At 49.8% G+C, this 26432-nt stretch carries 22 protein-coding genes; 2 read left to right on the top strand and 20 right to left on the bottom strand.

Features of this window, described 5'->3' with window-relative positions; all coding sequences use genetic code 11:
• Window positions 1-2 precede the first annotated feature (2 nt).
• The 3 genes from fdrA to ACFYU8_RS12110 are packed head-to-tail and all read right to left on the bottom strand — an operon-like array spanning window position 3 to window position 3057.
• Entirely contained in the window at window positions 3-1547 is a 1545-nt protein-coding gene (gene fdrA / locus ACFYU8_RS12120) for an acyl-CoA synthetase FdrA (RefSeq protein ID WP_390298810.1), read from the bottom strand.
• Entirely contained in the window at window positions 1529-2440 is a 912-nt protein-coding gene (locus tag ACFYU8_RS12115) for an oxamate carbamoyltransferase subunit AllH family protein (protein ID WP_390298807.1), read from the bottom strand. The genes fdrA and ACFYU8_RS12115 overlap by 19 nt, the downstream gene beginning before the upstream one ends.
• Before the next feature lie 8 nt (window positions 2441-2448).
• Window positions 2449-3057: an ankyrin repeat domain-containing protein gene (locus tag ACFYU8_RS12110; protein WP_390298804.1), complete on the bottom strand. Its 609-nt coding sequence runs from the start codon at window positions 3055-3057 to the stop codon at window positions 2449-2451.
• A gap of 215 nt (window positions 3058-3272) precedes the next feature.
• On the opposite strand from ACFYU8_RS12110, the gene ACFYU8_RS12105 reads away from it, so the two are divergent.
• On the top strand, window positions 3273-4967 hold the full coding sequence (locus ACFYU8_RS12105; RefSeq protein ID WP_390298801.1) for a PucR family transcriptional regulator: 1695 nt from the start codon (window positions 3273-3275) through the stop codon (window positions 4965-4967).
• Between the two features lie 230 nt (window positions 4968-5197).
• On the opposite strand, the gene ACFYU8_RS12100 is transcribed toward ACFYU8_RS12105, so the two are convergent.
• The 4 genes from ACFYU8_RS12100 to ACFYU8_RS12085 all read right to left on the bottom strand — a co-directional run bounded on the left by ACFYU8_RS12100 (window position 5198) and on the right by ACFYU8_RS12085 (window position 7233).
• Entirely contained in the window at window positions 5198-5812 is a 615-nt protein-coding gene (locus ACFYU8_RS12100; RefSeq protein WP_390298799.1) for a PH domain-containing protein, read from the bottom strand.
• A 79-nt stretch (window positions 5813-5891) separates the two neighbouring features.
• Window positions 5892-6239 carry a DUF1801 domain-containing protein gene (locus ACFYU8_RS12095; RefSeq protein WP_390298796.1) on the bottom strand — a complete coding sequence of 116 codons (348 nt, stop codon included), beginning with the start codon at window positions 6237-6239 and terminating at the stop codon, window positions 5892-5894.
• Window positions 6240-6336: 97 nt separating this feature from the next.
• Window positions 6337-6894, bottom strand: a complete 558-nt coding sequence (locus tag ACFYU8_RS12090; protein ID WP_064202701.1) for a nitroreductase family protein — start codon at window positions 6892-6894, stop codon at window positions 6337-6339.
• A gap of 81 nt (window positions 6895-6975) precedes the next feature.
• Window positions 6976-7233, bottom strand: coding sequence for a hypothetical protein (locus ACFYU8_RS12085; protein ID WP_390298792.1), 258 nt, complete (start codon window positions 7231-7233; stop codon window positions 6976-6978).
• A 70-nt stretch (window positions 7234-7303) separates the two neighbouring features.
• On the opposite strand from ACFYU8_RS12085, the gene ACFYU8_RS12080 reads away from it, so the two are divergent.
• The gene (locus ACFYU8_RS12080; RefSeq protein WP_390298789.1) at window positions 7304-7684 is read left to right on the top strand and encodes a RidA family protein; all 381 of its coding nucleotides are present in this window, start codon (window positions 7304-7306) and stop codon (window positions 7682-7684) included.
• 90 nt (window positions 7685-7774) lie between these two features.
• On the opposite strand, the gene ACFYU8_RS12075 is transcribed toward ACFYU8_RS12080, so the two are convergent.
• The 13 genes from ACFYU8_RS12075 to ACFYU8_RS12015 all read right to left on the bottom strand — a co-directional run bounded on the left by ACFYU8_RS12075 (window position 7775) and on the right by ACFYU8_RS12015 (window position 26420).
• Window positions 7775-8512 (bottom strand): PIG-L deacetylase family protein, encoded by a 738-nt coding sequence (locus ACFYU8_RS12075; RefSeq protein WP_390298786.1) that lies wholly within the window; start codon window positions 8510-8512, stop codon window positions 7775-7777.
• 10 nt (window positions 8513-8522) lie between these two features.
• A complete protein-coding gene (locus tag ACFYU8_RS12070; RefSeq protein ID WP_390298783.1) occupies window positions 8523-9539 on the bottom strand; it encodes an N-acetylglucosamine kinase in 1017 nt (338 codons plus the stop codon).
• Window positions 9539-11047, bottom strand: a complete 1509-nt coding sequence (gene argH, locus ACFYU8_RS12065) for an argininosuccinate lyase (RefSeq protein WP_390298780.1) — start codon at window positions 11045-11047, stop codon at window positions 9539-9541. Before argH ends, ACFYU8_RS12070 begins: the two co-directional genes overlap by 1 nt.
• A gap of 111 nt (window positions 11048-11158) precedes the next feature.
• A complete protein-coding gene (locus ACFYU8_RS12060; RefSeq protein WP_390298777.1) occupies window positions 11159-13690 on the bottom strand; it encodes an NEW3 domain-containing protein in 2532 nt (843 codons plus the stop codon).
• A gap of 120 nt (window positions 13691-13810) precedes the next feature.
• A complete protein-coding gene (locus ACFYU8_RS12055; RefSeq protein WP_390299794.1) occupies window positions 13811-16330 on the bottom strand; it encodes a PIG-L family deacetylase in 2520 nt (839 codons plus the stop codon).
• 53 nt (window positions 16331-16383) lie between these two features.
• Window positions 16384-18111 carry an ABC transporter permease gene (locus ACFYU8_RS12050; protein WP_390298774.1) on the bottom strand — a complete coding sequence of 576 codons (1728 nt, stop codon included), beginning with the start codon at window positions 18109-18111 and terminating at the stop codon, window positions 16384-16386.
• Between the two features lie 14 nt (window positions 18112-18125).
• Window positions 18126-19202, bottom strand: coding sequence for an ABC transporter ATP-binding protein (locus ACFYU8_RS12045; protein WP_390298771.1), 1077 nt, complete (start codon window positions 19200-19202; stop codon window positions 18126-18128).
• 122 nt (window positions 19203-19324) lie between these two features.
• The gene (locus ACFYU8_RS12040; protein WP_390298768.1) at window positions 19325-20455 is read right to left on the bottom strand and encodes an extracellular solute-binding protein; all 1131 of its coding nucleotides are present in this window, start codon (window positions 20453-20455) and stop codon (window positions 19325-19327) included.
• A 24-nt stretch (window positions 20456-20479) separates the two neighbouring features.
• Window positions 20480-21658 carry an ROK family protein gene (locus tag ACFYU8_RS12035; RefSeq protein WP_390298765.1) on the bottom strand — a complete coding sequence of 393 codons (1179 nt, stop codon included), beginning with the start codon at window positions 21656-21658 and terminating at the stop codon, window positions 20480-20482.
• Between the two features lie 742 nt (window positions 21659-22400).
• Window positions 22401-22679 (bottom strand): hypothetical protein, encoded by a 279-nt coding sequence (locus tag ACFYU8_RS12030; protein ID WP_390298762.1) that lies wholly within the window; start codon window positions 22677-22679, stop codon window positions 22401-22403.
• Window positions 22680-22940: 261 nt separating this feature from the next.
• On the bottom strand, window positions 22941-23822 hold the full coding sequence (locus ACFYU8_RS12025) for a LysR family transcriptional regulator (RefSeq protein ID WP_390298759.1): 882 nt from the start codon (window positions 23820-23822) through the stop codon (window positions 22941-22943).
• A gap of 130 nt (window positions 23823-23952) precedes the next feature.
• Window positions 23953-24921: a threonine ammonia-lyase gene (locus ACFYU8_RS12020; protein ID WP_390298756.1), complete on the bottom strand. Its 969-nt coding sequence runs from the start codon at window positions 24919-24921 to the stop codon at window positions 23953-23955.
• Window positions 24922-25001: 80 nt separating this feature from the next.
• Complete coding sequence (locus ACFYU8_RS12015) at window positions 25002-26420, bottom strand: YfcC family protein (protein WP_390298753.1); 1419 nt, start codon at window positions 26418-26420, stop codon at window positions 25002-25004.
• Window positions 26421-26432: the final 12 nt, after the last annotated feature.

The following is a 26432-nucleotide window of genomic DNA, read 5'->3' as shown; positions in this document are numbered from 1 at the left end:
GATTATTCCCCTTTCGCAACAAATTCTCTAGCCAGAAGACCTGCGTTCGTGCTGCTGCTTGCAATCGTTACACCCGCATCCATCAGCTTCTTCACTTGCTCATCGAAGTTCGGTGTATCAAGGTCGGTACCCAATACGTAGCCCAGGATTTCCAGGTGTCTGCCTTCCTTGGCAGCCTGATCTTTTGCTTCGATGATCGCTGGCAGCATCACGCCTACAGGATCTTCGTGGGAACCGAAGCCCAAGATGAAGTCCATCAGAATGACGCCGACGGAAGGATCTTTTGCTTCTTCCAAAAATCTTGCAATGCGCGAGGACGGATCGATCATTGGATGCGGCTTGCCGTTTGTAAAGTCGTCATCGCCCATGTCGAGGTAGGTATGAGCCTTGCTCTCATGGATGTTTTTCAGCTTGTAGTCCGCTTTCTTTTGGATGTTGCTATATACGTCTTCATACTTTTCCATAGCGAGGTACATTGCTTCGTCGCACAGGGTACCGCCGCAGAACAGTCCGCGAACGTATTTTTGTTCCGGTGTCAGCTTTGCCCGCACTTCTTCAATCAGCGGCCAGTTGAGTGCGCGCTTATTGAGCTCGTCTTCGTTGGCGCCCGCCAGCACAACTGCTTTGATGGCTGCTTCCTTGCTCATTTTCGCAAAATGTCCGCCAGCTTGTACAACCGCTTCTTCGTCTCCACCGATGAAGTACACTACGACTGGCTTTTTGCTGTTTTTCACTTGCGCCAACACTTTTTCCTGAACGCTCGGTGCTGGTGGCTTGGAAATGAGCACGATGACCTTCGTCGCCTCATCCTCTTCCAGTGCTTTGATTCCGTCGAGCATCATGATGCCGCCGACTTGCTCGGAGAGGTCGCGACCGCCTGTACCGATCAGCTGCGTGATGCCGCCGCCGAAGTCGTGAATACGCACGCTCACCTCTTGGCTGCCTGTGCCAGATGCACCTACGATCCCGATGTTGCCTTTTCTCACAGCGTTTCCGAAGCACAGTGCTACATTGCCGATAATCGCTGTACCGCAGTCAGGTCCCATCATCAAGAGGCCTTTTTCATGCGCGAATTGCTTGAGGGCGATTTCTTCCTCGATGCTCACATTGTCGCTGAACAGCATGACGTGCAGATCGTTTTCCAACGCTTTTCTCGCTTCTCTCGCCGCGAATGCACCGTTTACCGAGATGACTGCGAGGTTTGCCTCTGGAATGCTGGCTGCTGCTGAATCAATCGTGGAGTACTTGATCTCCGTAGCAGATTTGCTGCCGCCTTTTTTCTTGAACAGCTCTTCGATGGCGATGAGAGCGCTCTCGCATAGCTCGTCTGTCGCTGCCTTCACCACGATCATCAGGTCGCTCGTTTTCGCTGCTTCCAGCTCAGGTGTGAGCAATCCAACGTTTTTCAATACCTCTTTGTTCATGTCGGTGCCCATCGCAATGACTGCTTGCTCGACACCTTCGATTTGATTCGCTTTTGTAGATAGAGACATCAGGGATACCGAGTCAAAATACGTGCTTTGCTTGATTACGACTTTGGTAGACATACGTTACCTCCAGCTTCTAGATTTCGTTCCAAACCACATAGGATGCCAAGCAAGATATCCGTGCCTGAAGTCGAGCCGATCCCGATGATTTTGTCTAAGGCAGGGACAAGCTCTTCCAAGGAGCCGGACACCATGCACGAAAGCAAATCTTGGAGTGACTCTCTTACTTGACCGTGAACTGCTTTTTTCAGCGTAATCGCACTGATTTCGTTCGTTAATGTTTGGGACGAACGGACGATTTCATCGAAAAATGGGCATGACAAATAACAGGAAATGTTTTGCATTTTGTATACACTGCACAATCCCACTAAAAAATCGTCACCCGAGGGTGTTAACCCCGGACCCAGTCCGATAAGACTTATCGCATGCTGAGTAGCTGACTCTATGCGGTTGTTCGCCAGATCGTCGGAAAGCATGCCTGCACGCTGGATCAGCATACGGGACATCTCTTTCTCAAACGGACTGGCAGATTGAGAGGACATTTTCATGCCCCCCGTCTTGCCGTATACGTCCACGTAGTTTTTCGTGAACGCCACATTTCTTCGCAATACTTCTAGGCCTTCTATGTCACAAGGATAGGAAGGAAGCACACCTTCCCACTTTGTTGCTTGCTTGGTCCATATTCGCAAATCCGCTCCGATAACGAGCGTGTTCTCTTCCGTAATGACCGGAGCGTTAACTGACAGCCCCAACTCTGAAAAGCCTTGTACATCAATGATGAGCGTGTTCGGTGCATTGTCTAGCTGATGGTTGCCAATGGTGTACAATTCCCCGTTTTCGCTGCATGTCAGATTGATCGTTCGCTCAAAAATACTGTGTACGGTCCCACTAAAGTTTGCTCGTGACAAACGCTCAAGGAAACTAGCATCGCCAGACAGCGCCTGGATGTACATGGGACGCTTTACTTTGCTCCTGCTTCCAGCAAGATTTGTTCGATTTCGGTGTAGCCTTTTCTTCTCGCCAGTTCAAGCGGTGTTACGCCGTATTTATCTACCATTTGTACATTGCAGCCATGCTCAATCAACAGCTTGATGATCGTTTGTTGCTTCTCGCCGCCATCGCCTAAGATAATCGCTTCGATGAGTGGTGTCCAACCGACAAAGTTGGTATGGTTTACATTGATGTCAGTCGTCGTTACAAGCTCACGTACGATGTCCACATGACCCTTTTCGCATGCTGGTGTAATTCCTACTCCCCCAAAACGAGTCAACAGCTCCAGGTTTGTTCCTGCCTTGATCATCATTTTGATGAGCTCCAGCTTGCCGTTGATGCAACCGAACAAGAACGGGTTGAAGCATGTCTCATCCTGTAAATCTACATCTGCACCCGCTTCTACCAAAAACGATACCGCTTCCAATTTGTCGTTCATGGCAGCAGTCAGAATCGCTGTACGCTTTTGTCTGTTTCTTGCGTTGATATCTACGCCCTGCTCCAGATGCTTTTTCAGTGCTTCGATATTCCCCTCAGCCGCTGCCTCGAGAAATGCCTGTACTACGCTTTTGTCCGTCATAGTAAGCCCTCCATGATCTCGTGATTGAACAACCCGCCAAGATTGGCTGAGCGCTTGCTCTTTTAAAAAACAATTAGACAAGCACCCGTACTTACATCATTATTTTAGACAGGGTGAATGGAATCGTCATTGTGTATGGAAACTAAAAAAATAGAGGTTTACTTGTGCACATTGCACAATTACAGGATTCCCTTTGTGGCAAAGGAGTGAACAGGATGCTTACCATCAAAGATTTGCTATCCATCCAATCCATCGATGGCATCAAAATCATCGCTGGAGAACAAGGCATCAATAACGTCATCTCCATCGTCAATATTATGGAGAACCCGGATGCTTTTGACTGGCTGTCATCCAATGAACTGCTGCTCTCCACCGGGTATATTTTCAAGGACAATCCCGAGCTGCAAAATAAAATCATCAAAGAGCTGGCAGAAATCAACTGTTCCGGGCTCTGCATCAAGATGCACCGCTATTTCGATCAAATTCCGCAAAACATGATTGATCATGCCAATAAGTACGGACTGCCACTGCTGGCACTGCCTTTTGAATACACGCTGTCTAAAGTGATTGCCATTATTAATGAGAAAGCCTCCGGACGTTACGATTTGTTGAACCGCAAAACATTGGACATGCATAATGCGCTGTTTCGCATTGCGCTCGAAGGTGGAGGACTGGATCGCATCGCATCTGAGCTGTCCGAGACAATCAACAACCCGATCCTTATTCTGGATCAGGACTGGCATCTGCTTCATTACACGGAAATCTGGCACAATCCGATTCCGCTTGACTCCTGCCTGACCTTGATCAAGAGCAGACCTGTGTTTACCCGTGACTTCACTGATTCCGTGCCGAGAAATATTAGCCAGATTAAAAAGTCGATCAAACGCATTTACCACGCCAAGGATTACGAGATCAAATGCCGGATTCTCCCCGTTGCCGTTGCCAATCACATCTACGGCTACATTGTCGTCTGGCAAACGGTATGGGAGCTGACTGAATTTGATTACATTGTGCTGGAGCAGGCCTCTACCATCGTAGCGCTGGAGCGGATCAAGGCGAGGGAAATCGAGGAAGTGAAGCTGAAGATCAGACAAGACTTTTTCGATGACTTGTTAACGGGAAAAATTACTTCGTCTGACTCACTGCAAACCTTATGTGATTTGCATGGGCTGCAATCGAGCTACATGTATTTTTGCATGGTCATCAATATCGAGCCGGTTGAGCTGGAAAATTTGGAGGATATGGTCGATCGCAAGTATGAGCTGGATCGGATCGCCAAAAAATGCGTGGATCTCGTCTATGAATATTCGAGTAAAGCTCCTGGAGAAATCACCTGCTTTTATCGGAACAACCGGATCATCATCCTCATCGGACAAAATGAGCATCGACCTGTAGTATCCGCAAGCGAAGCCAAGCAATTTGCAAATGAGCTGTACAGCGCTCTCGCGGACAAGATCAAGAAGACCTTGTTCTTTATTGGGGTCGGACGTCAGTATAAAAACATCGCTTCGCTACATAAAAGCTTTTCTGAAGCACATGAAGCGATCCGCCTGATGCAGAAGTTCAACAGCAAGGGCGACGTCTCTCATTTCGATGATTACTCCGTCTATCATTTCTTGGATTCCAACATTAAGGATATTGAGCTGGAAGACTTCTTTTTGAAGCGTCTGGGAAAGCTGTACGAACATGATCAAGAGTTCGGCACAAGCCTTATGGTGACCTTGGATAATTACTTTCTATACAATCAAAACGTCAGCGAAGCGGCGAAAGCGATGTTCATTCACCGCAATACGTTTATTTATCGGATCGAGAAGATCAAAGAGATTTTGAACATGGATTTGAAAAATTCGGAGGAGCTGCTCCAAATCCAGCTGGCGCTCAAGATCGGCAAGCTTTTGCACAAGGAGTAGAGCTCGGAAGAGCGTTGTCTTCTTGCTATTGTGGTCGGGAGGAAGGCGTGCCACATGTTTTCCAGTCGCCTTTTTCCTCACTTTGTTCGGGCGGTCTCCTTCCAAACATGTGACACGCCTTCCCGTACAGCTGTTTGTTTTACTCGTTTTGAACTACTCGTAAGAGTAGGGGCTTGCCGAAGATTTCGCTTGAATATAAAAAGAGCCTCTTTCAAAGAGGCTCTTCCTATTTAGTTATGAATGTATTTTTCAAAAACTTTACCAAAGTCTTTGACGACATATTTGTAGCGCATGTCTTCCAGCCAATCGAAGGTGTATTGGTTGATGGATTTGAATTGTGAAGCTACGTCTGCTTGCAGTCCAGTTACACGGCCTAGTGTGCTTTGGGCGACGTGGAGGCTATCTTTTGCATGCTGGAGCGCAATTTCGTTATCGTGCGTAATCGATGCGATCTTCACAAGTGCTTTGTAGAGGTCTTTTAGCTCCTCCAAATGCTTTTTGTTTACATCGATCGAGTAGTGCTCATTTCCCATCGTGAACTTGATTTCGACATCCAGATCGACGGTTCCGGCTGTTTCCAGATACACGTTGGAGATTGGATGTGTATGGTATGAATAGCGGCGCAGCATGCGTTTTTTGCTGGTGGCACTTGTGCCATCCAGATGAACCAGACCCAGGTTGGTGAAGCAATACTCATCGGACTTTGATTTGATCAAAAAATAGATCTTTTCATGGTCCTCGTGCATGATGTAATCATCGGCGTCCACCTTGTCATAATCGGCTGGTTTTACCACGATTCCCACATTGCTCAAGCCAAGTGCGTCTGCCGCAAGCTTTCCAAACATAATGAAACAGCTCCCCTCGATATGTACGGTGTGAAGTCTATCCAGTTATACGTCAGTGGGGGGACTTAGTTGCAAACAACTACTGTGCTTCACCTAATTTTTTGAGAAGGCCAGCAAGGACATCAAAATCAAATTCTTTTCCGTTCCGTATTTTGATAGTCTTCCGGTCAGCATGATCAGACTTCTCAAAAAAGCCAGCTGGAGCATCCTGATTCGCCGCTTGAAACAGCGTTATGTTAATCCAGTCCTTTGCCGGAAAATACACACATGCCTGCTTACCCTGAACGGAATAAAAAGCTTGTTTATACTTCACCTGCTCTTCTACATTCGGGATGTTTTCATGGATGAGTTGGCGAATCCGATTGCAAACTTCTACCTGAGATTCATTGGTTATGTTTTGGATATAATCCGTTACTTGCTGATTCATGAAAAGCCCTCCGCTTCCACAAAGTGATGGTGCTTCTTGTCTTTATAATAATCGACATAGGCAATAGGAGGCTTCTTCTGGATTGCTATTCTACTGATTACAGCCAAGTCGTCTTTTCTTCCGCAGCTACCCGGCTCGTCTCAGGAGCATCTGCCTCGGGATACCCAATGAACAGCGTGCCCACGACCTTTTTATTTTCCGGCGATCCGAGGAATTGCAGCAATCGCTCGTCACGAACCAAGCCGACTCCTCTTGTGCGCCAGACCATGCCTAGTCCCAGTTCTTTCGCTGCCAGCCACATGGAGTGAATCGCGCAGCAAACCGCATACTCATTATCCTCTGAGGATGCTTCATCCCCTGGGATCACATCAGCCGTGGCGACGATGACGAGCGGTGTTTTTTCCAGGACGGCCAAGGAATCCTGCACGAGATTCGGCTTGGTTGGAAAACGCTCCAGCAAAAATTCCTTTGCGATTTCCTCGAACCGCAGCTTCGCTTCTCCTCTGATTACGTAAAAATGCCACGGCTGACGCAAGCGGTCATTCGGGGCTAACACGGCGCAATCCAGCAGCGCTTGGATTTTCTCTGTTTCTACTTCTTTCGGAATATAGTTACGCACGGCTCTTCTGCTTTTGAGTGCCTCTAGTACGGACATGCTGGTTCCTCCTCGGTTGTACCATTTTCTTACTAGTCTCAATCATTATATAAAAGGTTGTCGTGATCGTATAGGTAACCATCACCGGGAATGAATAGCCAAATGTGCTTGGTGTTCGTCTTCTTTTGCCACGTAGATGTCATACTGCTTATGGTCTTGTTCTTGGGGCAGCATCCCCATGTCTCCCCCTAAATGACGAACTGCATGAGAGTGACTGCGTGTCCGAAAACGAATGCCATGAGCACTTAGCTTGTTTACCACGCGTATGTATTCCTTATAACCAAACGCGGTGTGGATCAAGCACTTGTACTTGGAAAAAAGGGTGAGAAAAAAGTCCATAAACCGCTCCACTCGCCTTCCTTTTTGTAGTATATTCCAATTATTACGGAAAAGAGAGGGGCTATCTACTATGAATCGAAAGAAAGTATTCACTGGTTCGCCTTGGGAGCCTGTCGTGGGCTATTGCCGCGCAATCCGAATAGGCGACCGGATCGAAGTGGCTGGCACCACCGCCATGAAGGACGGGGAAGTCGCTGGTGTGGGCAATGCCTATGAACAGACGCGGTTCATCCTGGAGACGATTGAGAAAGCATTGCGAGAATTGGATGCTGATTTGTCTCATGTGGTTAGAACGCGAATGTTTGTGACGGATATCAGCCAGTGGGAAGAGATCGGAAAAGCTCATGGGGAGTTCTTCCGCGAGATTCAGCCTGTCGCTACGATGGTTGAAGTCAAGGCATTGATTGATCCGCGTCTGCTCGTTGAAATTGAAGTCGAAGCGACTGTTTAGCATGATTCACGGTGACGTTGTGGGTTACTGACAAACAAAAATAGGGCTGACAAGCGAAATCATACTTGTCAGCCCTTTCTACTTTTTAGATTACAGGTCAATGACAGGAATACTGCCACCCACACTAATCGGCTCGATCGCCTTGCCGCGAGACCGCACCAGAGTGAAATACTCAAAGCAACCAATGACGCCAAAATCACCATCGATCACTCCTGGATAAGCGCGATTCACGGAATACTCCTGGCTGAGGTGCGCCTTCAGCGCCTCTCCTTTTTGTGCCCGATAGGCCGAGATATCGACCTTTCCTGTAATCGGAACCGCTGGCTTTGGACCATGATCTGGGCAATGATCGTAGTAATGCGGGATCGAAACATAGTACAAATCAGGATATTCCGCGGGAGCCAAGCTCGTTTCCGCTTGTTCGACCGCCCGCGTCGTCGCCTCGCACGTGACGATATGATCGGGATGACCAGTCACGCCATCCGGGGGAAACGTGACGACGACATTGGGCTTCCACTCTTCAATTGCCTTTCGAATCTTGCTTACCAACTCATCCATGTCAGCATTTTTCAAGGAACCATCCGGGTACCGGAACAAGTCGAGACGACTGATTCCGAGCACTTCCGCAGCTGTTTTCAGCTCTAGTTCACGATGTTTTGCCAGCTTTTCTCGGCAATCGATATCGAATGGACCGCTGCGTCCTTTGCAGCCGGAGGTAATGCACAAATAACATGTTTCATGTCCGGCATCCTTGCACTTTGCCAACGTCCCCCCGCAGGCAAAGGACTCATCGTCCGGATGGGGAAAGACGACCATTACTTTTTTCATTTCTGGCACCTCACTTGCCGCTTGATTGGCGTTCTAGACAAGCCAATCCTTTTGCTATCACACCGTAAATCGGATCGTTTTGCGCATTTTCGATGACGACCTGCGAAGTATACTCTTGGACGCGCTCTACGACGATCTCTCGCACGCGATCATCGTTTTGCAGAACGCCTCCCTGCATGATCATCTGAAACGGCTTGGCTTTCATTTGCAACGTATCAATGACAGTCCGAGCAGCATCGAAAAGCTCTTCGCCTGCGACCTGCAAGATAGCTGCTGCCACCTTATCTCCGGCAAGTGCCGCTTGGCTGACCAACGGCGACAGCTCTCCTACCTTCTCTACGGAATAATGCTCACTGTACGTCCAGTTAAACAATTCATCTACGCGTCCCAGTCCAACGTGTGGGAGGAGCAGTTCCTTCAATACGGTCGGCTCGCCGCGACCATCCGCTGCTTTTAATACAGCCATAATCGCTTGCTTGCCGATCCAGTAGCCGCTGCCCTCGTCACCGACCCGATGCCCCCAGCCTCCTGCTCGCGCCGTTTCCTGTTCATCGTTTACACCAAAGGCAATCGATCCGGTGCCTGCGATGACCAGAATGCCGGGCTTCCCTCCTGTGGCACCGAGTAATGCCGCAAACCCGTCGTTTTCCACAATCAGATGCTGGACGCGAATACCGAGCTGGTGCAGCACCTTGCTCACCATCCGCGAGATCACTTGTCGATCATACTCCGTGTCCAGGCCAGCGATCCCGAACACCGCGCACTCGATTTCCCATTCGATTGGTCCTTCCGGAGTCGGTGTGCCGCTCATAAAGGGGGCAACTGTTTGACGAGCGATCGCATCGTCCAGAGCTTGGCTGATCCCTGCAACCAACTCACGAGCTGCTGCTTCCTCCCCGATCCCTTGATAATTGCATGAACCGGAGCGTCCTGCACCGATTTCATTTCTGGAGCGGTCCACCAGTACCGCCAGACACTTGGTGCCCCCTCCGTCCACTGCCAGAAGAGGTATTCGCACCACTGCCATTACCCCACACTCCATTCAGCTGTCATCTGATCAAGCCCTTCCATCACTTTCGCAAGCGCCTGCTTTTTCTCCGACAGCCATTCTGTTTCCTGCTGGAGCACCGCTCGGCGCAGCGCGATCATGCGTTTCATTTCATCTGGATTGGGTCCACCAGGAAGCTTGCGGATCATCACGAAATGAACGGGGTCAAGCGCCAGTCTGAGCTCTTCTGCTGTGAGTGACAGCTCCCGTCCGATTACTTCCACGGCTGCACGGTTTACCAGCTCCAAGCTGATTTGGTTCGCAGCGAGATGCTCGCTCATCGCTTCTTTTACCACACGACTCACGATGTGATGAGATTTGCGGAACGAAAGTTGATCCGTACGCACCAATGTATCCGCCAGCTCTGTGACGGTCGCAAAGCTACCTTTTGCCCGCTCCAAGAGGACGTCCTTGTTCACTTCCATCGTACCCACAACGCTCGCCATCAAGCGATACATCTGCTCAAGTACGCCCATACTCCGCCACGCGTATGGCTGCATGTCATCCTCAGTATCCACGATATCGCCAAAAGGCGTGTTGTGCATCATCGTAAGCACTGTCGTCGCATTCCCTGCTGCACTGGACAACAGAGAGCGCATATGTTCAAAGGAAACCGGATTTCGCTTTTGTGGCATGATCGAGCTGATCTGCACGTATGGACTCGCGACTTTTAACCCCGCGAATTCTTGCGTGCACCACAGCAGCATATCTTGAACCGTACGCCCCAAATTAATCGCTGCCAATTGTACGGCTGTCGCTACTTCTCCCAAATAATCCGCGCCGCAGACGGCATCATAGGAGTTTTCCACCAATTCATCAAATCCGAGCAATTCACGCATCCGCTCCCGGCTGATCGCAAAGCCGGAAGTCGTCAAGGCCGCTGCTCCCATCGGTGAACGATTGACCGTGTGATAGGCTTGGATCAGTCGCTTGATATCACGGCTGAGCATGTCAGTAGCCGCCATGATGTAATGCGCCATTGTCGTCGGCTGAGCCTGCTGCGTGTGTGTGTAACCAATCATAATCGTATCCACATGCTCATTTGCAAAGAGGAGCAAATGCTCTTTCAGATAGAGGGCAGAAGCCAATGTCACCAACAATTTTTCACGCAGCACCATGCGGTATATGGTAATCCCCATGTCGTTGCGGCTTCGAGCCAGATGGAGATTTCCTGCCACATCAGGAGCCAGTTCCAGTAATCGGCTCTCTACCTGAAAGAACAAATCTTCAAACTGCCCGGTGTAATGCGATTGGCGCAGCTCTTCCATTTCGATCCCACACAGTGCACCAGCAATTCTTTTGGCCTCATCGTCTGTGAGCAATTCTTGTTCACGAAGCATGATCAAATGTGCCTTGTTGATTGCCATCATCGGATGTAGCAGATGGTGCTTCGCCTCATTGAATGCAGGCTCTAAAACCGCCTCCACATATGTCTTGCCAGGGAAACTAGCTCCCTCCTGTTGAAAAATTCGATCTCTGTAATTCATCTTACTTGCATCTCCTTCCCTATCCATTCGTAAGCTGCTTCTATTTTTGTATCTAATCTTCTTTTTAGGAGGGAGGCGACCGCCGAACGATCGCCTTCCCTTCTATTATGATTACTGCTGTGGGCTAATCATATTGACAAACAATCGGATCGCACCCGGAACGAGTGACGGAATTTCGCGATACCACACGAGCGAGCTGTAGGTATACGTTCCTTTTCCATACTTGGCAGTGAGGTACGTACCCGTAAATTCCTTCTCGCCTTCGTCTCCATTGGAGATCAGCTCGGTGTATTCCTTGCCCCACTCGGATGGATTGTAAGCGGAACGATCCTGAATCCAGTTGTCCCAATCTTCCTCTGTGATTTTGTTCGGCGAATTGAACAAGGTATGATCTGGTGCCAGTACTGTTACTTTGGAGTCTTCGTCTGTGACACGCCATTGAATCAGCGGAGCACCGATTTTAATCGGATAAGGAGCAAGCTCCGGCTTCCATTTATCCTCTGGCTTGTGGTATTGCACGACCAGATTTCCGCCGTTTTCCACGTACTTGAGCAAGCGTGCATTCGAAGGAATCAGCTCAGGTCGGAAACCATAAGCGCGAATGCCCAGAACGATCGCATCGTATTGATCCAGATCCCCAGACTCGATGTCTTTTGCCGACAGATTGGTCACATCGACTCCCAATTGGGACAAATACTGATCGATATTGTCAAAGCCGCTGGATACATAACCGACCTTCAATCCTTCCGGAACCTTCAGGTCAAAAGCCTGGATCGCAAGCGTCGCTGGTTGGACAAAGTATGTCGTGCCGATATGCGGGTAACGAATGACTTGAGCGCCGTGTCGGCTCTCTTTTCCACTGCCCGACGCGACTGCTGTCACCGTATACTTATCTGGTTGGACCGAAGCGTCTGCTTTGACTGTAAAGGCAACCGACTTCGTTTCTCCCTTGGCCTCAAAGGCGAGCGGTGCTGCTTGTGGTTCCACGCTCCAGCCTTTTGGCACATCGAGAGAGATGTTTGTTTTCGCTGCACCTGGATTGTAGTTTTTCACCGTAACCTTGACTGGAATTGGCTCTTCTGGCTTCTGTGTATTCAAAACCGTCGCATTCGGACTCAGCACCATAGAAAAAGATGGAAGAACTGCAATGGCATCTGCTGGCGTCACATGGCTATTCGCCGTCGAGTCTGCGAAGCTGTAGCTGACGTCTGCCGTAATGGCTGGAGCGGCATACGGTTGAAACAGAGCAGCATCAGACGAAACCGTGACAGCAAATGTCGTTTTTACTGTCTGATTGTAGCCGAGCGATGAGAAACTGGTGGTCGATTCCGGCTTTGCTTGCCAGCCTTTTGGTACATTCAGTGCGAGATTGATCTTCCCGACTTTTGCTTGGCCGCCGTTGTAAGCTGTGACTGTTACTTTTGTTGTTTGACCCGCTACCAGCTCGGTTGTCTCAGGCTTTACCTTGGTCACAAGCGAGAGCGCTTCGGCACTTGCCTTGTTCAGCTGGGATTTCTTCACTCCCAGACGATGGCGCAAGTCTGTTTTCGTTTCAGTTGGCAAGGAGGACGCTTCGACTGCTGTCGTCACTTTTTCCACATCCGCCAGCATTTCATGCGCTTCCTTGGCTACTGTGGCAAAGCTTGGGTACGCAGCAATAACCTCTGCGGCATCCTTTTGTAGCTTCTTCAGTTCGCCTGCGACTTTTTCCCCGCCAGACTGGCTGGCAACTTCCTTGGCTAAATCGTCAAACGAATAGGCGATTCCCGTAAAAAATTCTGCTTCCTTGTCTTTTGTCTCTACGATGGCTTGATCGAGCTTGTAATAATTGAAGCTTGGCCCCTCGTCATAATGACGTCCCATGCCCTGGCTCTTGTGCATGAAACGGGATTCTTCGCCGAGTTGGACGTAAGAGGCACCGTAGATTTCGTCATAGTCGCCAACAGGTACCTTGACCGAGTAATCCTTATCCTTTGCAGGCAGATACAGCTTCTTCACCTGCCATGGCGCCAAGCCTTCCTTCGCATGCTGTGGAAATACGTTTGGATCTGCGGCATCCTTGAATGCCCGTACAGTAATGACATTAATCGCGCGATGATGGCCGTGAGTCGAAGGTTCGTTCAAAAATGCGGGAATCACGACATCGGGTCTCAGTGTACGAATGTGACGGATGAGCTTTTCGTACGCCACATCCTCGCCCCATTTTTGCAAGGTTTCATCCGGGCTTTTGGAAAAGCCGAAGTCAAAAATAGGGTCATCGATTTTTTCACTGAGGTTCTCCAGATGGATGTTCGTGATTTTGGAAGCTTCCTGCAATTCGCGGGTACGAATGATCCCCAGCGCATTCCCCAGCTCGCTGCCTATCTCGTTCTGTCCTCCCTCGCCTCGGTTCGCAATGACACTGGATGTGTCCACCCCTTTACCAAGCGACAAATACGCGAGCATCGAACTATGCTCATCGTCCGGATGGGCTCCGGTGTTCATCGCACTGGCAATCGTGGTGAGCGGCTTGATGGCTTTCCACAGGTCGACAACCCCGCGGTCTGCATGGGCGGTCTCGGGTGCTACCGGCATAATCAGACTCGTGGCTAGCACCGCCGCTGACGTAATCGTGTACAGCTTGGCAAGTTTCCCCTTACTCAATGAACGTTCCTCCATTCCATTTTCAGATTGATGTCTATATCAATCATGGCGGTCTCTACGTGTGCATTTCATTGATGTAGCCATGGATCGACCCACGGTTGGCCCGGAGTGGATGGGGCATTACTGCTTCTGACTGATCATGTTGACGAACAAACGAAAAGCACCAGGGACTAGCTGTGGAATCTCGCGGAACCAGGCAAGCGAGCTGTAAGTGTACGTCCCTTTTCCATAGTGCGCCGTGAGGAAAATGCCACGAAACTCCGGCTCTCCCGGATCACTTGTCGCAATCAGCTCGGTATACTCGCTTCCCCAGCGGGAGGGATTGTAGATGGAGCGCTCTTGTACCCATCCCTCCCAGTCTGCTTGCGTAATCACGTTTGGCGCAAGGAACATCGGATGGTCAGGGGCAAGCATACGGACTTCTGATTGCTCATTGGTCACCCGCCAATCGATCAGCGATTCGCCGATAAAAATGGGGTATGGTGCCAAGTGCGGCTTCCATTTGTCCTCCGGCTTGTGATATTGAACGACGAGATTTCCGCCGTTTTCTACATACTGCAAAAGACGCTGGTTACTCTCGATTAATTCGCGGCGGAAACCGTATGCGCGAATCCCTGTGACAATCGTGTCGTAGCGGGACAAATCGCCCGATTGTATTTCGTTTGCGTCGAGATTGAGGCAATTTACCCCGACCGCGCGCAAGTATTTATCCATATTGTCAAAGCCGCTGGATACGTAGCCGATCCGTTGGTTTTTCGGGATGGCCAGGTCGAAGGCTTGAACAGTCAGCGTAGCGGGCCGGATGAAATACGTGCGACCGACATGCGGGTATTCAATGACCTGCACATCTTGCGCGATCTCTGTCACACCGTCTGTCCCCACGACCGTTGCGCTGATCTCATATTTGCCATTCGTCACCTGCGGCGTGGTATGAATCGTAAAAGCGATCGTTTTCGTCTCGCTGCGGAAAGAAAACGGAACATCGACAAAGGCTGGCTCCGCTGTCCAGCCTGCCGGGACAACGAGCGCGACTTTGGCCGTAGAGCTTCCCGGACGGTACTGTTTCAGTGTTACCTTAACCGGGATCGTCTCATCCGTATGCAGTGTGTTTCGCACCACATCTGACGGAGTCAGTGTTACGGCATACGGCGGAAGCACATGTACACGGCTATCCGGCTCCACGCGAATTGTACTGGCTGTATCGAAGGCGAAATAGAGCACCTCGACATCGAGCACGGGCGGCTTGTAAGGATGGAACAGCTCTGCCTGTGCAGGAATCGCTACCTCAAATACGGTGCACACCGTCTGGTTGTAAGCAAGTCGCGGAAATGCCGTTGGAGTGAGCGGTTTTGCCGTCCATCCTTTAGGGACACGCAAACGCAGCTGGACATGTTCCACCTCAAGCGCGCCTCCGTTGTAGGCCGTAACAGTAACCGTCGTTGTCTGACCTGCTACCCATTCGCCTGTCTCCGGCTTGATTTTGACCACCAATGACAATGCCTCTGCACTGGCACGGTTTAGCTGTGCTTCCTTTATCCCCAATCGATACATCAGGTCGATTTTGGTTTCTTCGTCGAGTGCTGACTTGTGTACTTCCTGCTGTGCGGACGCAAGCAAAACCTTCATGCGGTGAACCCTTTGTGCCACCTCTGCAAAACGCGGGTAGGCATTTAATACATCTGTAGCCGCATCGTGCATGAGATGAAGAACTTTCGCGAGCTCTTGTCCCCCTTTTGCAGCAACGTTTTGCGCCAGATCAGCAAAGCTTACAGGCAGCCCGGAAAAGAAGTCGCGCTCTTTCTCTGGTGCTGGAGAAACAGATGCATCCAACCGGTAGTAATTGTAGGTCGGGCCTTCATCGTAATGAACACCCATGCCCTGTGTCTTATGCATAAATCTAGATCGCTCACCAAGCTGGACATAGGATGAGCCGTAGATTTGGTCGTATTCTCCCACAGGTACGGCGACGTGATAATCATCGTTGTCCATGATAGGCAGATACAGTTTTTTCATCTGCCACGGCAAAAGTCCAGCCTGCATATGCTCCGGAAAAATCTGTGGATCCGCTGCTTCGTGAAAAGCTCGCTGTGTCAGTAAAGTAATCGCCCGGTGATGGCCATGTGTCGTCGGTTCATTTTCAAAGCAAGCAATGACGACATCAGGACGAAGCTCCCTGATTTTTCGTATCAATCGCTCGTATACGACCTCTTCGCCCCATTTGCGAAAGGTTTCTTTGGCGCATTTGGAAAACCCGAAATCATGGATGGGATCATCCAGCTCTTCGCTTAAGATGCCAAGCGTCACATTGCTAAGAGATGATGCTTCTTCCAGCTCGCGCGTGCGGATTATCCCCAGCGCGGTACCTTGCTCGCAGCCGATTTCGTTTTGGCCGCCTTCCCCTCTCGTCGCGATCACACTCGTGGTATACACGCCTCTCCCCAGCGCCAAGTAAGCGAGCATGGCACTGTGCTCATCGTCCGGATGTGCACCTGTGTTCATCGCACTGGCAATCATAGCTAGCGGCTTAATCGCTTTCCACAAGTCGAGCAGTCCATGTTCCCCCTGCATGATGCGAACAGATGCGGGAATAGGCGGGCAGGGCAATTTGGTCGGCTGTACCATCGGTGATTTCTTGTCCATCGACTCACTGACATCCACGTGAAGCCCCTCCTTTTTCACGAAGGCATCCAGCTTTACACGGCAGTTCCCGCTTTATCTCCGGTCAATTTTCTGGAGATGAACAACACGATGATGATGACCACGATTTGCAAGACACCATAAGCGCAAGCGGTGCCGAATTCATTACTGTACATGCGTTGGAATACCGCGACAGACAATGGCGTCGTCTTCGATGTGAAGATCAGGATCGAAGCCACGAACTCTCCGATACACTGGACGAATGCCAAGAGCGTACCTGCGAGAATGCCGCCCCAAGCCATCGGGAACACGACACGTCTGAAGCTGTACCACCAGGAAGCACCCAGATTCCGCGCAGCCTCCTCGACAGATGGGTCCATCTGCATCAAAGTCGCGGATGTAGAGCGAAACACAAGTGGAAGATGTCGGACAAAATACGCCAACGGGATAATCCAGAATGTTCCGATCAAAACCTGTCCAAAGCTGAATGCATTCGGCTCGCTGAACGCTGCAATCAGGTTGATCGCCACAACTGTCCCTGGCAATGCCCATGGCAGCATGATCAGAACATCAAGGAGTGTTTTCCCGCGAAACTTGAGGCGAACCATGGCATAAGCCGCGGCTACACCGAAAATGATGATCCCGATTACCGCGATAGCAGACAGTTGCAAGCTGTTGAGAATCGGACGCCACGTCTTGCTATCCGTGAACAAATCCATGTAATGCGACAAAGTATACTCCGGAGGTAATATTTGCACCGTCCAGGTACCATCCACCGAGAAGGAGATGAGTACCAATACGAGAATTGGCAGCATCAGAATGACTGTACCGATAAAAGACAGCACAATCGTAGTGTAGCGTCCCGCTTTGCTTTTGATCTCGGTACGGTGCACGCTGACCCCTTTGCTCAAGTTCTGGTAGTTACGCGCGCCTTGGTACCAGCGCATGATCAAAAGAAAGGCAACAGAAACAATCGATAGAATCGTAGACTGAGTCGCAGCCATGTCCAGATCTCCATTGGTGCGAGACAGATAGATTTGCATCGTCATCGTTCGGTCAATTCCGAAAATGAGCGGCGCGGTATAAGAAGCCATCGAAATCATGAAAACCAACAGAGAAGACGCGACCATGGCAGGCGTGAGCATCGGCAAAATAATGCGCCGCCAAACGGTGAAGCGATTGGCTCCCAGACTGGCTGCCGCCTCTTCCAAGGACGGATCGAGTCCTTTGATTGCTGCTGTTGCTGTCATGAAGAAATAGGTGTACATCGTAAACGTATGAACGACGACCACACCCCAAATTCCTTTTAACGAGAAAGGAACCTGGGCAAGCCCGAACAGCTCTTTGATCGCCCGTGGAATGATTCCGCTCTCCCCGTACAAAAAGGTAAACGAGAGAACGCCAATGAGTGGAGGCAACGCCATCGGAACCAAAGCCAGCACCGAAAGAATTTTTCGTCCAGGAAACTCATAGCGCTCCAATAAAAACGCCATCGTGACACCGACAATTCCGCATGTAATGACACTCAGAACCGATATGTAGATACTGTTCCACAACGCTTCCAGGTTGGCAGTATGCTCCAGGCTGAAGAAGCGAATGTAGTTTTTCCACGTAATTTCTTCATCGATTTTGATACTCGCAACGAACGTTTCGAACAATGGATATATGACATATGCCAACAATATTAAAAAGAGTGGCGATATCAGCACGTAGACGAAGGCGGGTGAAGCGGTGATGGACTTTCGTCTGGCTGCTGTCGGCGCTTGCTGCAACTCTGCTCTCAAAAGCTTCTTCCCCCTTATCCGGCAAAATAAATGCTCTCTTTCGGTATATGTAGGCCGATGGCATCGCCGCGCTGTTTAATCGGTCGTCCCAGGTTGATGGACATGCTGCGCAGACTCTCCGTTCCTACTTCCGTGACGTAATTGACACACGCCCCTGTAAATTCAGACATGACAACAGAGCCTGTCACTACATTTTGTCCCTCATTGCCTGTACTCTCCAGAACGGATTCAGGACGGATGGACATCGTCACCTTCTCCCCAACTGACAGCTGCGCACGTGGAGAGGCATTTGTCTTAAATCCGCTGAGCATTTGTCCAGAAGCCGTGCGAACCAGCACTTCATCGCCGTCAAAGCCTGTAACCGTACCTTCCCACAGATTCGTCTCGCCAATAAAGGAAGCGACAAAACGGTTTACAGGACGATGGTAAATCTCATGCGGTGTTCCGATCTGCTGAACTTCGCCGCTCTGCATGACCATAATCCGGTCTGACATCGACATCGCTTCCGCCTGATCGTGCGTGACGTAAATCGTCGTAATCCCTAGCTCCAGCTGGAGTCTCTTGATCTCGAAGCGCGTCTCTTCTCGGAGCTTCGCATCTAGATTGGACAGCGGCTCATCCAACAGCAGAATCTGCGGCTCGATGACCAGCGCCCGTGCCAGTGCTACCCGTTGCTGTTGTCCCCCAGAAAGCTGATCAATGCGGCGTTCGCCATAGCCTTCCAGACGGACCAGCTTCATGATCCGTTCTACGCGCTCTTTTGCATCTGTTTTGTTGACTTTCCGAACCTGCAAGCCAAACGCGATATTTTCAAAAACAGTCATGTGCGGGAACAACGCGTAGTTTTGAAATACCATCCCGGTATTGCGCTTATGGGGAGGAAGAGATGTAACCTCCTGTGATCCAAAGCGGATATGGCCTTCTGTTGGATAATAAAAGCCGGCAATCATGCGCAGGGTAGTCGTTTTGCCGCAGCCACTCGGACCGAGAAATGTAAAAAACTCTCCTGTTTCGATATGAATGTGAACATCTTCGACCCCTTTTGCCTGGCCAAACCTTTTGTGAACGTGATCAAGTGTTACGCTGCTCATCGGGTTGTGTTTCCTCCTTCATCGCAAGTCATTTCAAGCTGCAGCATTTTTGGAACAACTTCTATAAGTGACTAGACGGAAAGGACAACTCCTTCCCGCCTAGCACATGGCAAACGCCGTCCTTACTTCTTGCCTTTGCCCTTGATGTTTTCATCCCAATGCTGCATCCACTCTTTTTCTTTTTCAGCCATGACAGCCCAATCGAGTTCCATTGGCTTCAGCTCGAGATTTTTCATGAAGTCTGGCAATTCGTCCTTGCTGATGTCTGTACGAGATGGGAACTGGAAGCGCTCCTTCGCCAATTGAGCAGCAATTTCAGGACTCATCAAGAATTCCATGAATTTCTTCGCTGCATCCTGGTTTTTCGCGCCTTTTACCAAAGCCACGCCGTCTACGAGAATCGGTGCGCCGCTCTTCGGATAAATGAAGTCATACGGATGGTTGTTCTTTTTGCTTTGGATCAAAACGTCTTGGAGGTTCCACAAGGAGATGACGCCCTCTTGACGATCCAGCTTCAGATACAGGTTTGTCGGGTCTTGCGTGTACTCTTTTGTATTGGCATCGAGCTTGGTCAGCCATTCAAAACCTTTTTCAGGAGTGTCCGCCCCTTGACGGAAGATCATTGCGGAATAAATGGTACGCATCGTGCCGGACGGCAGTACGTTTCGGATCACGATTTTGTCTTTGAATTTCGGGTCGAGCAATTCGTCCCAATCTTGCGGTGCTTCTTCTGGCTTCAACACCTGCGAGTTGTACATGATGACCTCTGGCAAGAGCATTTCACCGTACCAGCGATCTTTCGGATCTTTGTACAAGTCCGGAACCTTATCTGCAAAAGTCGGTTTGTAAGGCTCGAGCAGATCTTCATTGGCGGCTGTCGCTAGAGCAGATTGGGTACCGCCCCACCAGAAGTCAGCCTGTGGATTCGCCTTCTCTGCACGAACGCGCTCCAAAATTTGTTGGGCACCCATTTCGAGTGTTTCCACTTCGATGTTCGGGTACTTCTCCTCGAATTTTGGCAACACGATTTCAAAAATGTTTTTGTCCCGTCCGGTGTAAATCATCAGTCTTTGTGGATCACCCGATGAATCAGCAGGTTGAGCAGCAGGTTGCGTGCCGGATTGGCCACCTGCGTTGTTGTCGGCAGGCTTTGCTTCCTGTCCCCCACTTCCGCACGCGGCCACAGTCAGAGCCAAGGAGCTGACAAATACGCCCTTCATCCATGTTTTCAGCTTGCTAGTTGTCTTCTTCAAAACGAACTCCCCCTCTTGTTCTTCTCACTCTTTGTCAAGCAGTCGTATGAAAGGAAACGCTTCCAAAACACTATGGACAGCACCGATCAAACCAGCTCGCTCCCCCAGACTCGCTTTTTCGAGATTAGGCACCTCAGGCACCCATTCTCTTAGCCATTCGTGAATTTGCTTCACCCCTTCACCATCGACGTGGACCATCTCCCCGCTCAGGATCAATATTTCCGGGTTCAAAATACTGATGATGTTCGCCATTCCGTACGCCCAATGTCGATACACATCCGCAAGAAGCTCCTTTGCCTCTGCGTGTTGTTTGGCGTGCCGGATCAGCTCTTCTATGACACTCGACCCTTCCTGAAGGTCAGAGAGAAATCCCTTTGCCTGCTCTTGGATACCCGGAATCGAATAATGCGTCTCAAACACCCCTGACGCGCCATTCGGGCGATTATGTACCGGGCCGATCATCATGAAGCCGATTTCTCCTGCTGCCTCACGACTCCCCCGATAGAACTGTCCATCCAGAATGATCCCTGCCCCAATCCCCGTTCCTACGTACATGTAGACGACGTTGGTATGACCAACTCCTGCTCCGCGGACATACTCACCCAGTGTCATCATATTCACGTCATTGTCGATAATGACGGGCAGTCCGAGTCGCGCTTCGATCGTTTGCTGAATAGGTGAGCCCATCCAGCCCGTGCTGGGTGAAAAACTGACGGTTCCACTTCCACGCTGTGTGACCCCTTGCAAGCCGACGCCCATGCCGAGCAGTCGTTCTCGCGGGATGCCGCTTTCACGCAGCAAGCGATCCAATCCGGCTGCCAAATCTTCGATGACAGTTTCACCATTCGCTGGTTGTGCCAGTCGTTTGCGATAGCGAGCCAAGAACTCACCCTTCATATCCGCGATGGCCATGTCCAGGGTAGATCCTTCAAAAATTGCGCCCGCAATGGCGTACGCTTGGTAGTTGTACTCCAACAAAATCGGCTTGCGGCCGCCTTTGGAATCGCCCATTCCTACTTCTTGCAGGAGTCCTTCCTGGATCATTTCATCCACGAGGGCGGAAACACACGGACGGCTGAGCTGTGTTTGTTTGGAGATATCAGCACGAGAAATTTGACCGTGCTGGACGACTTGCTGCAATACTTCTTCTTTATTCAGTTTTTTCACGAGTTTGCTGTTACCTGTTTTTTTGGGAGCTTGCACGCTTCATCGATCACCGCCACACAGTTAGTTAACATTACTAACAAAGATAACCAAATTATAGACATGGCCACTCTCAATAGTCAAACAATTTACATTTGTCTTTCAGATATTTTTTGGATTTTTTAGTGTATATATCCCTTGTTGAAAAATACTAAAAATTAAGTCGTCACGCTGTTGTGGTGGAGAGGAAACAGGAGAAAACGCTCAGCTTCTTGTCCCACCCGCTGGGGGATTCACTGCCCGACTCCATGCAAAAAGCGAAACCGCGTCCAAAGTGGTCCATTCAAGTTGTGTTTCAGAGGTGGACGCTTAAGATCGTGTTTCGCTTTTTGCATTCCGTCTCGGTCGGTGTCCCTAAGATCTTCGCTGTTTTCTCCTTTTTCCTCTACGAGCTTTCAGTGTTATTCAGTTTTCTAAAGCCTTAAAAGAACAAATAACGTAATCAGTTACGTCAGAGAAGAATATTTCCAGACGTCACGACTTGTGGGAGTCCTACCGAGCGGAGAAGGGATTAGCGGGAAATAAAAACGCAACGTGCCCGAGGGACGAAGCACTGAGCCTAGTCTGGAAATATTCTTTTCCCCACCGCAGCCACTGTCTTTCAGATATTTTTTGGTTTTTTTATCAATGTTTACCCTTTTGTGTTGTGGTTTTCAAATAGAATAAAAAAGCACATCACCCTCTACACGGGGAATGTGCTTGGAACACTACTCTTCTTTTCCTGATAACCAGACGTCTTATATTAGTCTATGTATCCAGCGATTCCTTTTTTAATCAAGTATTCCATCTCTACATCCAGGATCTTCTCGACGGTGATCTCATCCAGCTTCACATCTGACTTACCCATGATGTAATCTACGAGATCATCAAAATCAACGTCGACATCACCTTTTGCATCTGCCTTCGCACTGTTCATGTACGTTTGCTCATGCTTGAGTACGATCATGATTTTTTGCGGGTCTACTTTTGTTTTCGTAGCTAAATGCAAAACGAGTTCCTTTTCGTTTACTTGCTTACTCATTTGTTGTCATCTCCTATTTCTCTTACCTTCTGTCATTTTACAATATCATTGCCATTCCACACAAAAAACCGTCTCTTCTTGTAAAATGAAAGAAATCAAAATTATATCACGCAAACAACCCTCGCTCTAGAGGTGCAAGAAGAAAATATTGTTTCCAAGAGACAATTTGCCCCCATGTCGAGTTCGGAATTCTGGCAATCGCACATAACTTGTTGAAAGTAGCGGGCATCCTCCTCGCTCTTAGACAGCCCCTTGTCATGACTACTCTTCTCTTACGGATAGCCAGACGTCTTTGACCAGCTCCATGAAGGTCTGGATCGCAGGCTCTTCTCTTCGGCGTTCCAAACAGACTAGCGATGTTTCTGCTTTCTTGGAAAAGCGGTACAGCTCGATTAGTTCGCCTGTTCGAAGCTCTTTTTCGACTAGAACCTTACTGAGCAGGGCTATGCCTGTTTGGTTCAGGACTGACCGTTTGATTGTTTCCTCGCTGCTGCATTTAATGACAGAGGGTGGGATGTAGTTTAACTCCAACAGACATTGGGTAATAAATTCATCGAGATTGCACCCCTCCTGATAGGATAAAAAAGGGAAGGTCACGAGTGCGTCTGCCAGTGTTTTTTCCTTCATCAAATCAGGAGAAGCAATCAAGGTGAATTGTTCCAAGTCAACAACGCTGGAATGGATACCCGGTTGTGCGCTGGTGCCCGCAATGATCCCAATGTCCGCCTCGTGGGCTTGAATTTTTTTCAATGTCTCCTGACTGGTGCATGAAATCACCTGCAGATTCACCTGTGGATGAGTCTCCACGTACGCTTTCAAAATTTGGGGCATGTATTGGATACAATAAAACTCCGGAGCCGCCACGATCAGCGGGCCTACAGGCATGTCTAAGTGATTAAGCCCCTCCGCCATATGCTGGAGAACGTAGAAAAGCTGATCCGTATGCTGCTTCACTATTTTTCCGGCCGGTGTCAAAAACGTGCGCTTACCTACCCGATTGAGCAAAGGATGGCCCAGCTCCCGCTCCAACGCTTGAATTTGGAGCGTAATCGTAGGCTGGCTGTATCCGAGTTGATCTGCAGCCTTCGTCAAGTTCAAATGCTCGGCAACGACCTGAAATGTCTTCAGATTGCGTAACTCCATGATTGATTTTCCACTCCCTCACCGAACGACACCATTTCTTCGTGCAAGTGCGTGTTCAAAAAGACGACTTATTGAACAAACTCTGTTAGAAAAAGTGTAGCCGAGAGTGGCTCTATGTTCAACCGATTCCCTATGCGTGCTTCCCTATGATCCCCGCCAGCTTGCCAGCATCTACATTACTGCCGCTCACAATCGTCAGCACCTTTTTCCCTGCCAGTTTGGGTACAGTTCCTTGCATGAGTGCAGCGACACCGACCGCGCCTGAGCCTTCCACCATCAGATGATGCTCTTTTGCCAGCCAGCTCATCGCTTGGGCAACGTGTTCTTCCTCCACGAGCAGGAAGTCATCGACGATTTGCAGAGCTAAGTCCAGGTTGCCTTGGGTGATTCCCCCATGAAGACCGTCCGCAAGCGAATCACTGTATACCACATCCGCCAAGCGCTTTTCGCGGAACGAATAATACCAGGGAGGAGAAGCGTGTGTTTGAATCCCAATCACCTGCACATCCGGCTTGATTGCCTTTGCTGCGAGTGCCACTCCGCAAATTAACCCGCCGCCTCCAGCAGGTACGAGAATGACGTCAAAATCCGGCTCTTCCAAAAGAGCCTCCAGCGCTGCCGTTCCTTGCCCTGCTATGATCTCATTGTCTTCAAAGGCGTGAACGAACGTGCGCCTTGTTTCTTTCGCCAGCTCATAGGCATGGCTTTCTGCGTCATCATAGCTATCTCCATACACGACCAACTCCGCACCGTAGCGCTTGATCCCTGCTTTTTTGGTCTCCGGTGCCGTTTTTGGCACGACGATCAAGGCCGACACACCTCGAAGCGAAGCCGCATACGCGACCCCTTGCGCATGGTTGCCTGCTGAAGCGGTAATAACGCCCCGAGCCAGCTCCTCTTCCGTCAAGGATGCGATTTTGTTAAGCGCACCGCGCGCCTTGAATGACCCTGTTTTCTGATGGCATTCCAGCTTCATCCAGACATCAGCATCTGCGATGGCAGACAGCGCAGGTGCTGAGATTAACGGGGTATGGATAACCTGCCCCTGCAGATTTTTGTGAGCTTTTACAATATCGAGAAAGGATACGGATAACGACATGAACTACTCCTCCTTGTTAAAATTTTTTCACTAATTGAATCAATAGTTCGACAGCGGTCGGAATGACATCCTCATCAATGTCAAAACGCGGATGATGGTGGGGATAGCTGCGCGACGACGACTGCGACTGTCACAATCCCGTACTGCATCAGGATCAGCGGCATAATCCATTTCATCCAGCGCAACCACGGGATGCCAGCCAAAGCCAAACCAGCCATGAAATAGCCGGAGGTCGGAATGAAGATATTGGATATGCCATCCCCGAACTGATAGGCAAGAACCGCGGTTTGACGCGTGACGCCAACTAATTCTGCCAAAGGCGCCATGATCGGCATGGTCAATGCTGCCATTCCACTGCCGGACGGAACAATGAAGCTGATCACGGTTTGGAGGACGAGCATGCCAAACGCTGTAAGCGCACTAGGCAATTGATTCAAGACACCAGCAGAATAGTAAAGAATCGTATCCAGTACGTGACCGTCATTGAGCACCACAACAACTGCCCGTGCAACTCCAATGACCAAGGCCCCGGCAATTAGGCCAGCAGCACCTTTCATGAAGTTGTCTACCATTTCATTGATGCCGAGTCTTCCCACGATTCCGATGATGATGCCCAGCAACAGAAAGAGTCCGGACAGCTCGGTCAGATACCAGCCATATTGAATGACACCAAAGACCAACACGACAAAGTTGAGAACAAAGCAAGCCAAGATTCCTTTATGTCTGGCCGTCAACTTCATATCTTCACGCAAAAGCTCAGCCGTGTTTTTCCCTTCGAACAATCCGAAGAAGCCCTGCGAACGGTCTTTTTTGACTTTTGACGCATACCGCAGGACGAATGCAGTCGATACGATGTACATCACGACAAAAACAGCAATCCGATAACCCATTCCCGAAAAAGGGGGCAGTTCTGCGATGCCTTGGGCAACCCCCACTGTAAACGGATTCATTAGTGCAGATGTAAAACCGACCGACGCTCCTACCAGCACAATGGCAGCGCCAGTCATAGCATCAAAACCAAGAGCAATCGCCAGCGGAATCATGATCGCGATGTAGGGTAAAGTCTCTTCGGCCATCCCCATGAGCGAGCCACCTGCCGCAAAAAACAGCATCATGATGGGAATCAGCCACTTCTCTTGATTCCTAAGCAGACACGATAGTGTGACAATGAGCGCTTCCATTGCGCCAGTCGCCGTTAAAATACCGAATGTTCCGCCAATTATCAAAACAAAAAAGATAATACCTGAGGCTTCTACCAAACCGGTATGCACACTGTTTACAAGACCGAGCGGCTTGACTGGAGAGGATTCGACCCATTGAAACGACCCCGGATCAATGACGCTTCTACCATTTACCTCGACCCGTCCGTATTCTCCTGCCGGCAAAAGGTACGTCAGAATGACTGCGATCGCAATCACGGCAAAAAGTAACGCAAACACATTGACTTCCCACAGCTTCTTCTGTTTTTTCGGCTGCAAATCTACATTAGGCTGACTCATGATATCCCCCCA

It is taken from the genome of Brevibacillus sp. NPDC003359, assembly GCF_042878995.1.
Lineage (GTDB): Bacteria > Bacillota > Bacilli > Brevibacillales > Brevibacillaceae > Brevibacillus.
Note: the sequence above shows the minus strand (reverse complement) of the source record. Positions and strands in the feature narration are given on the sequence as shown.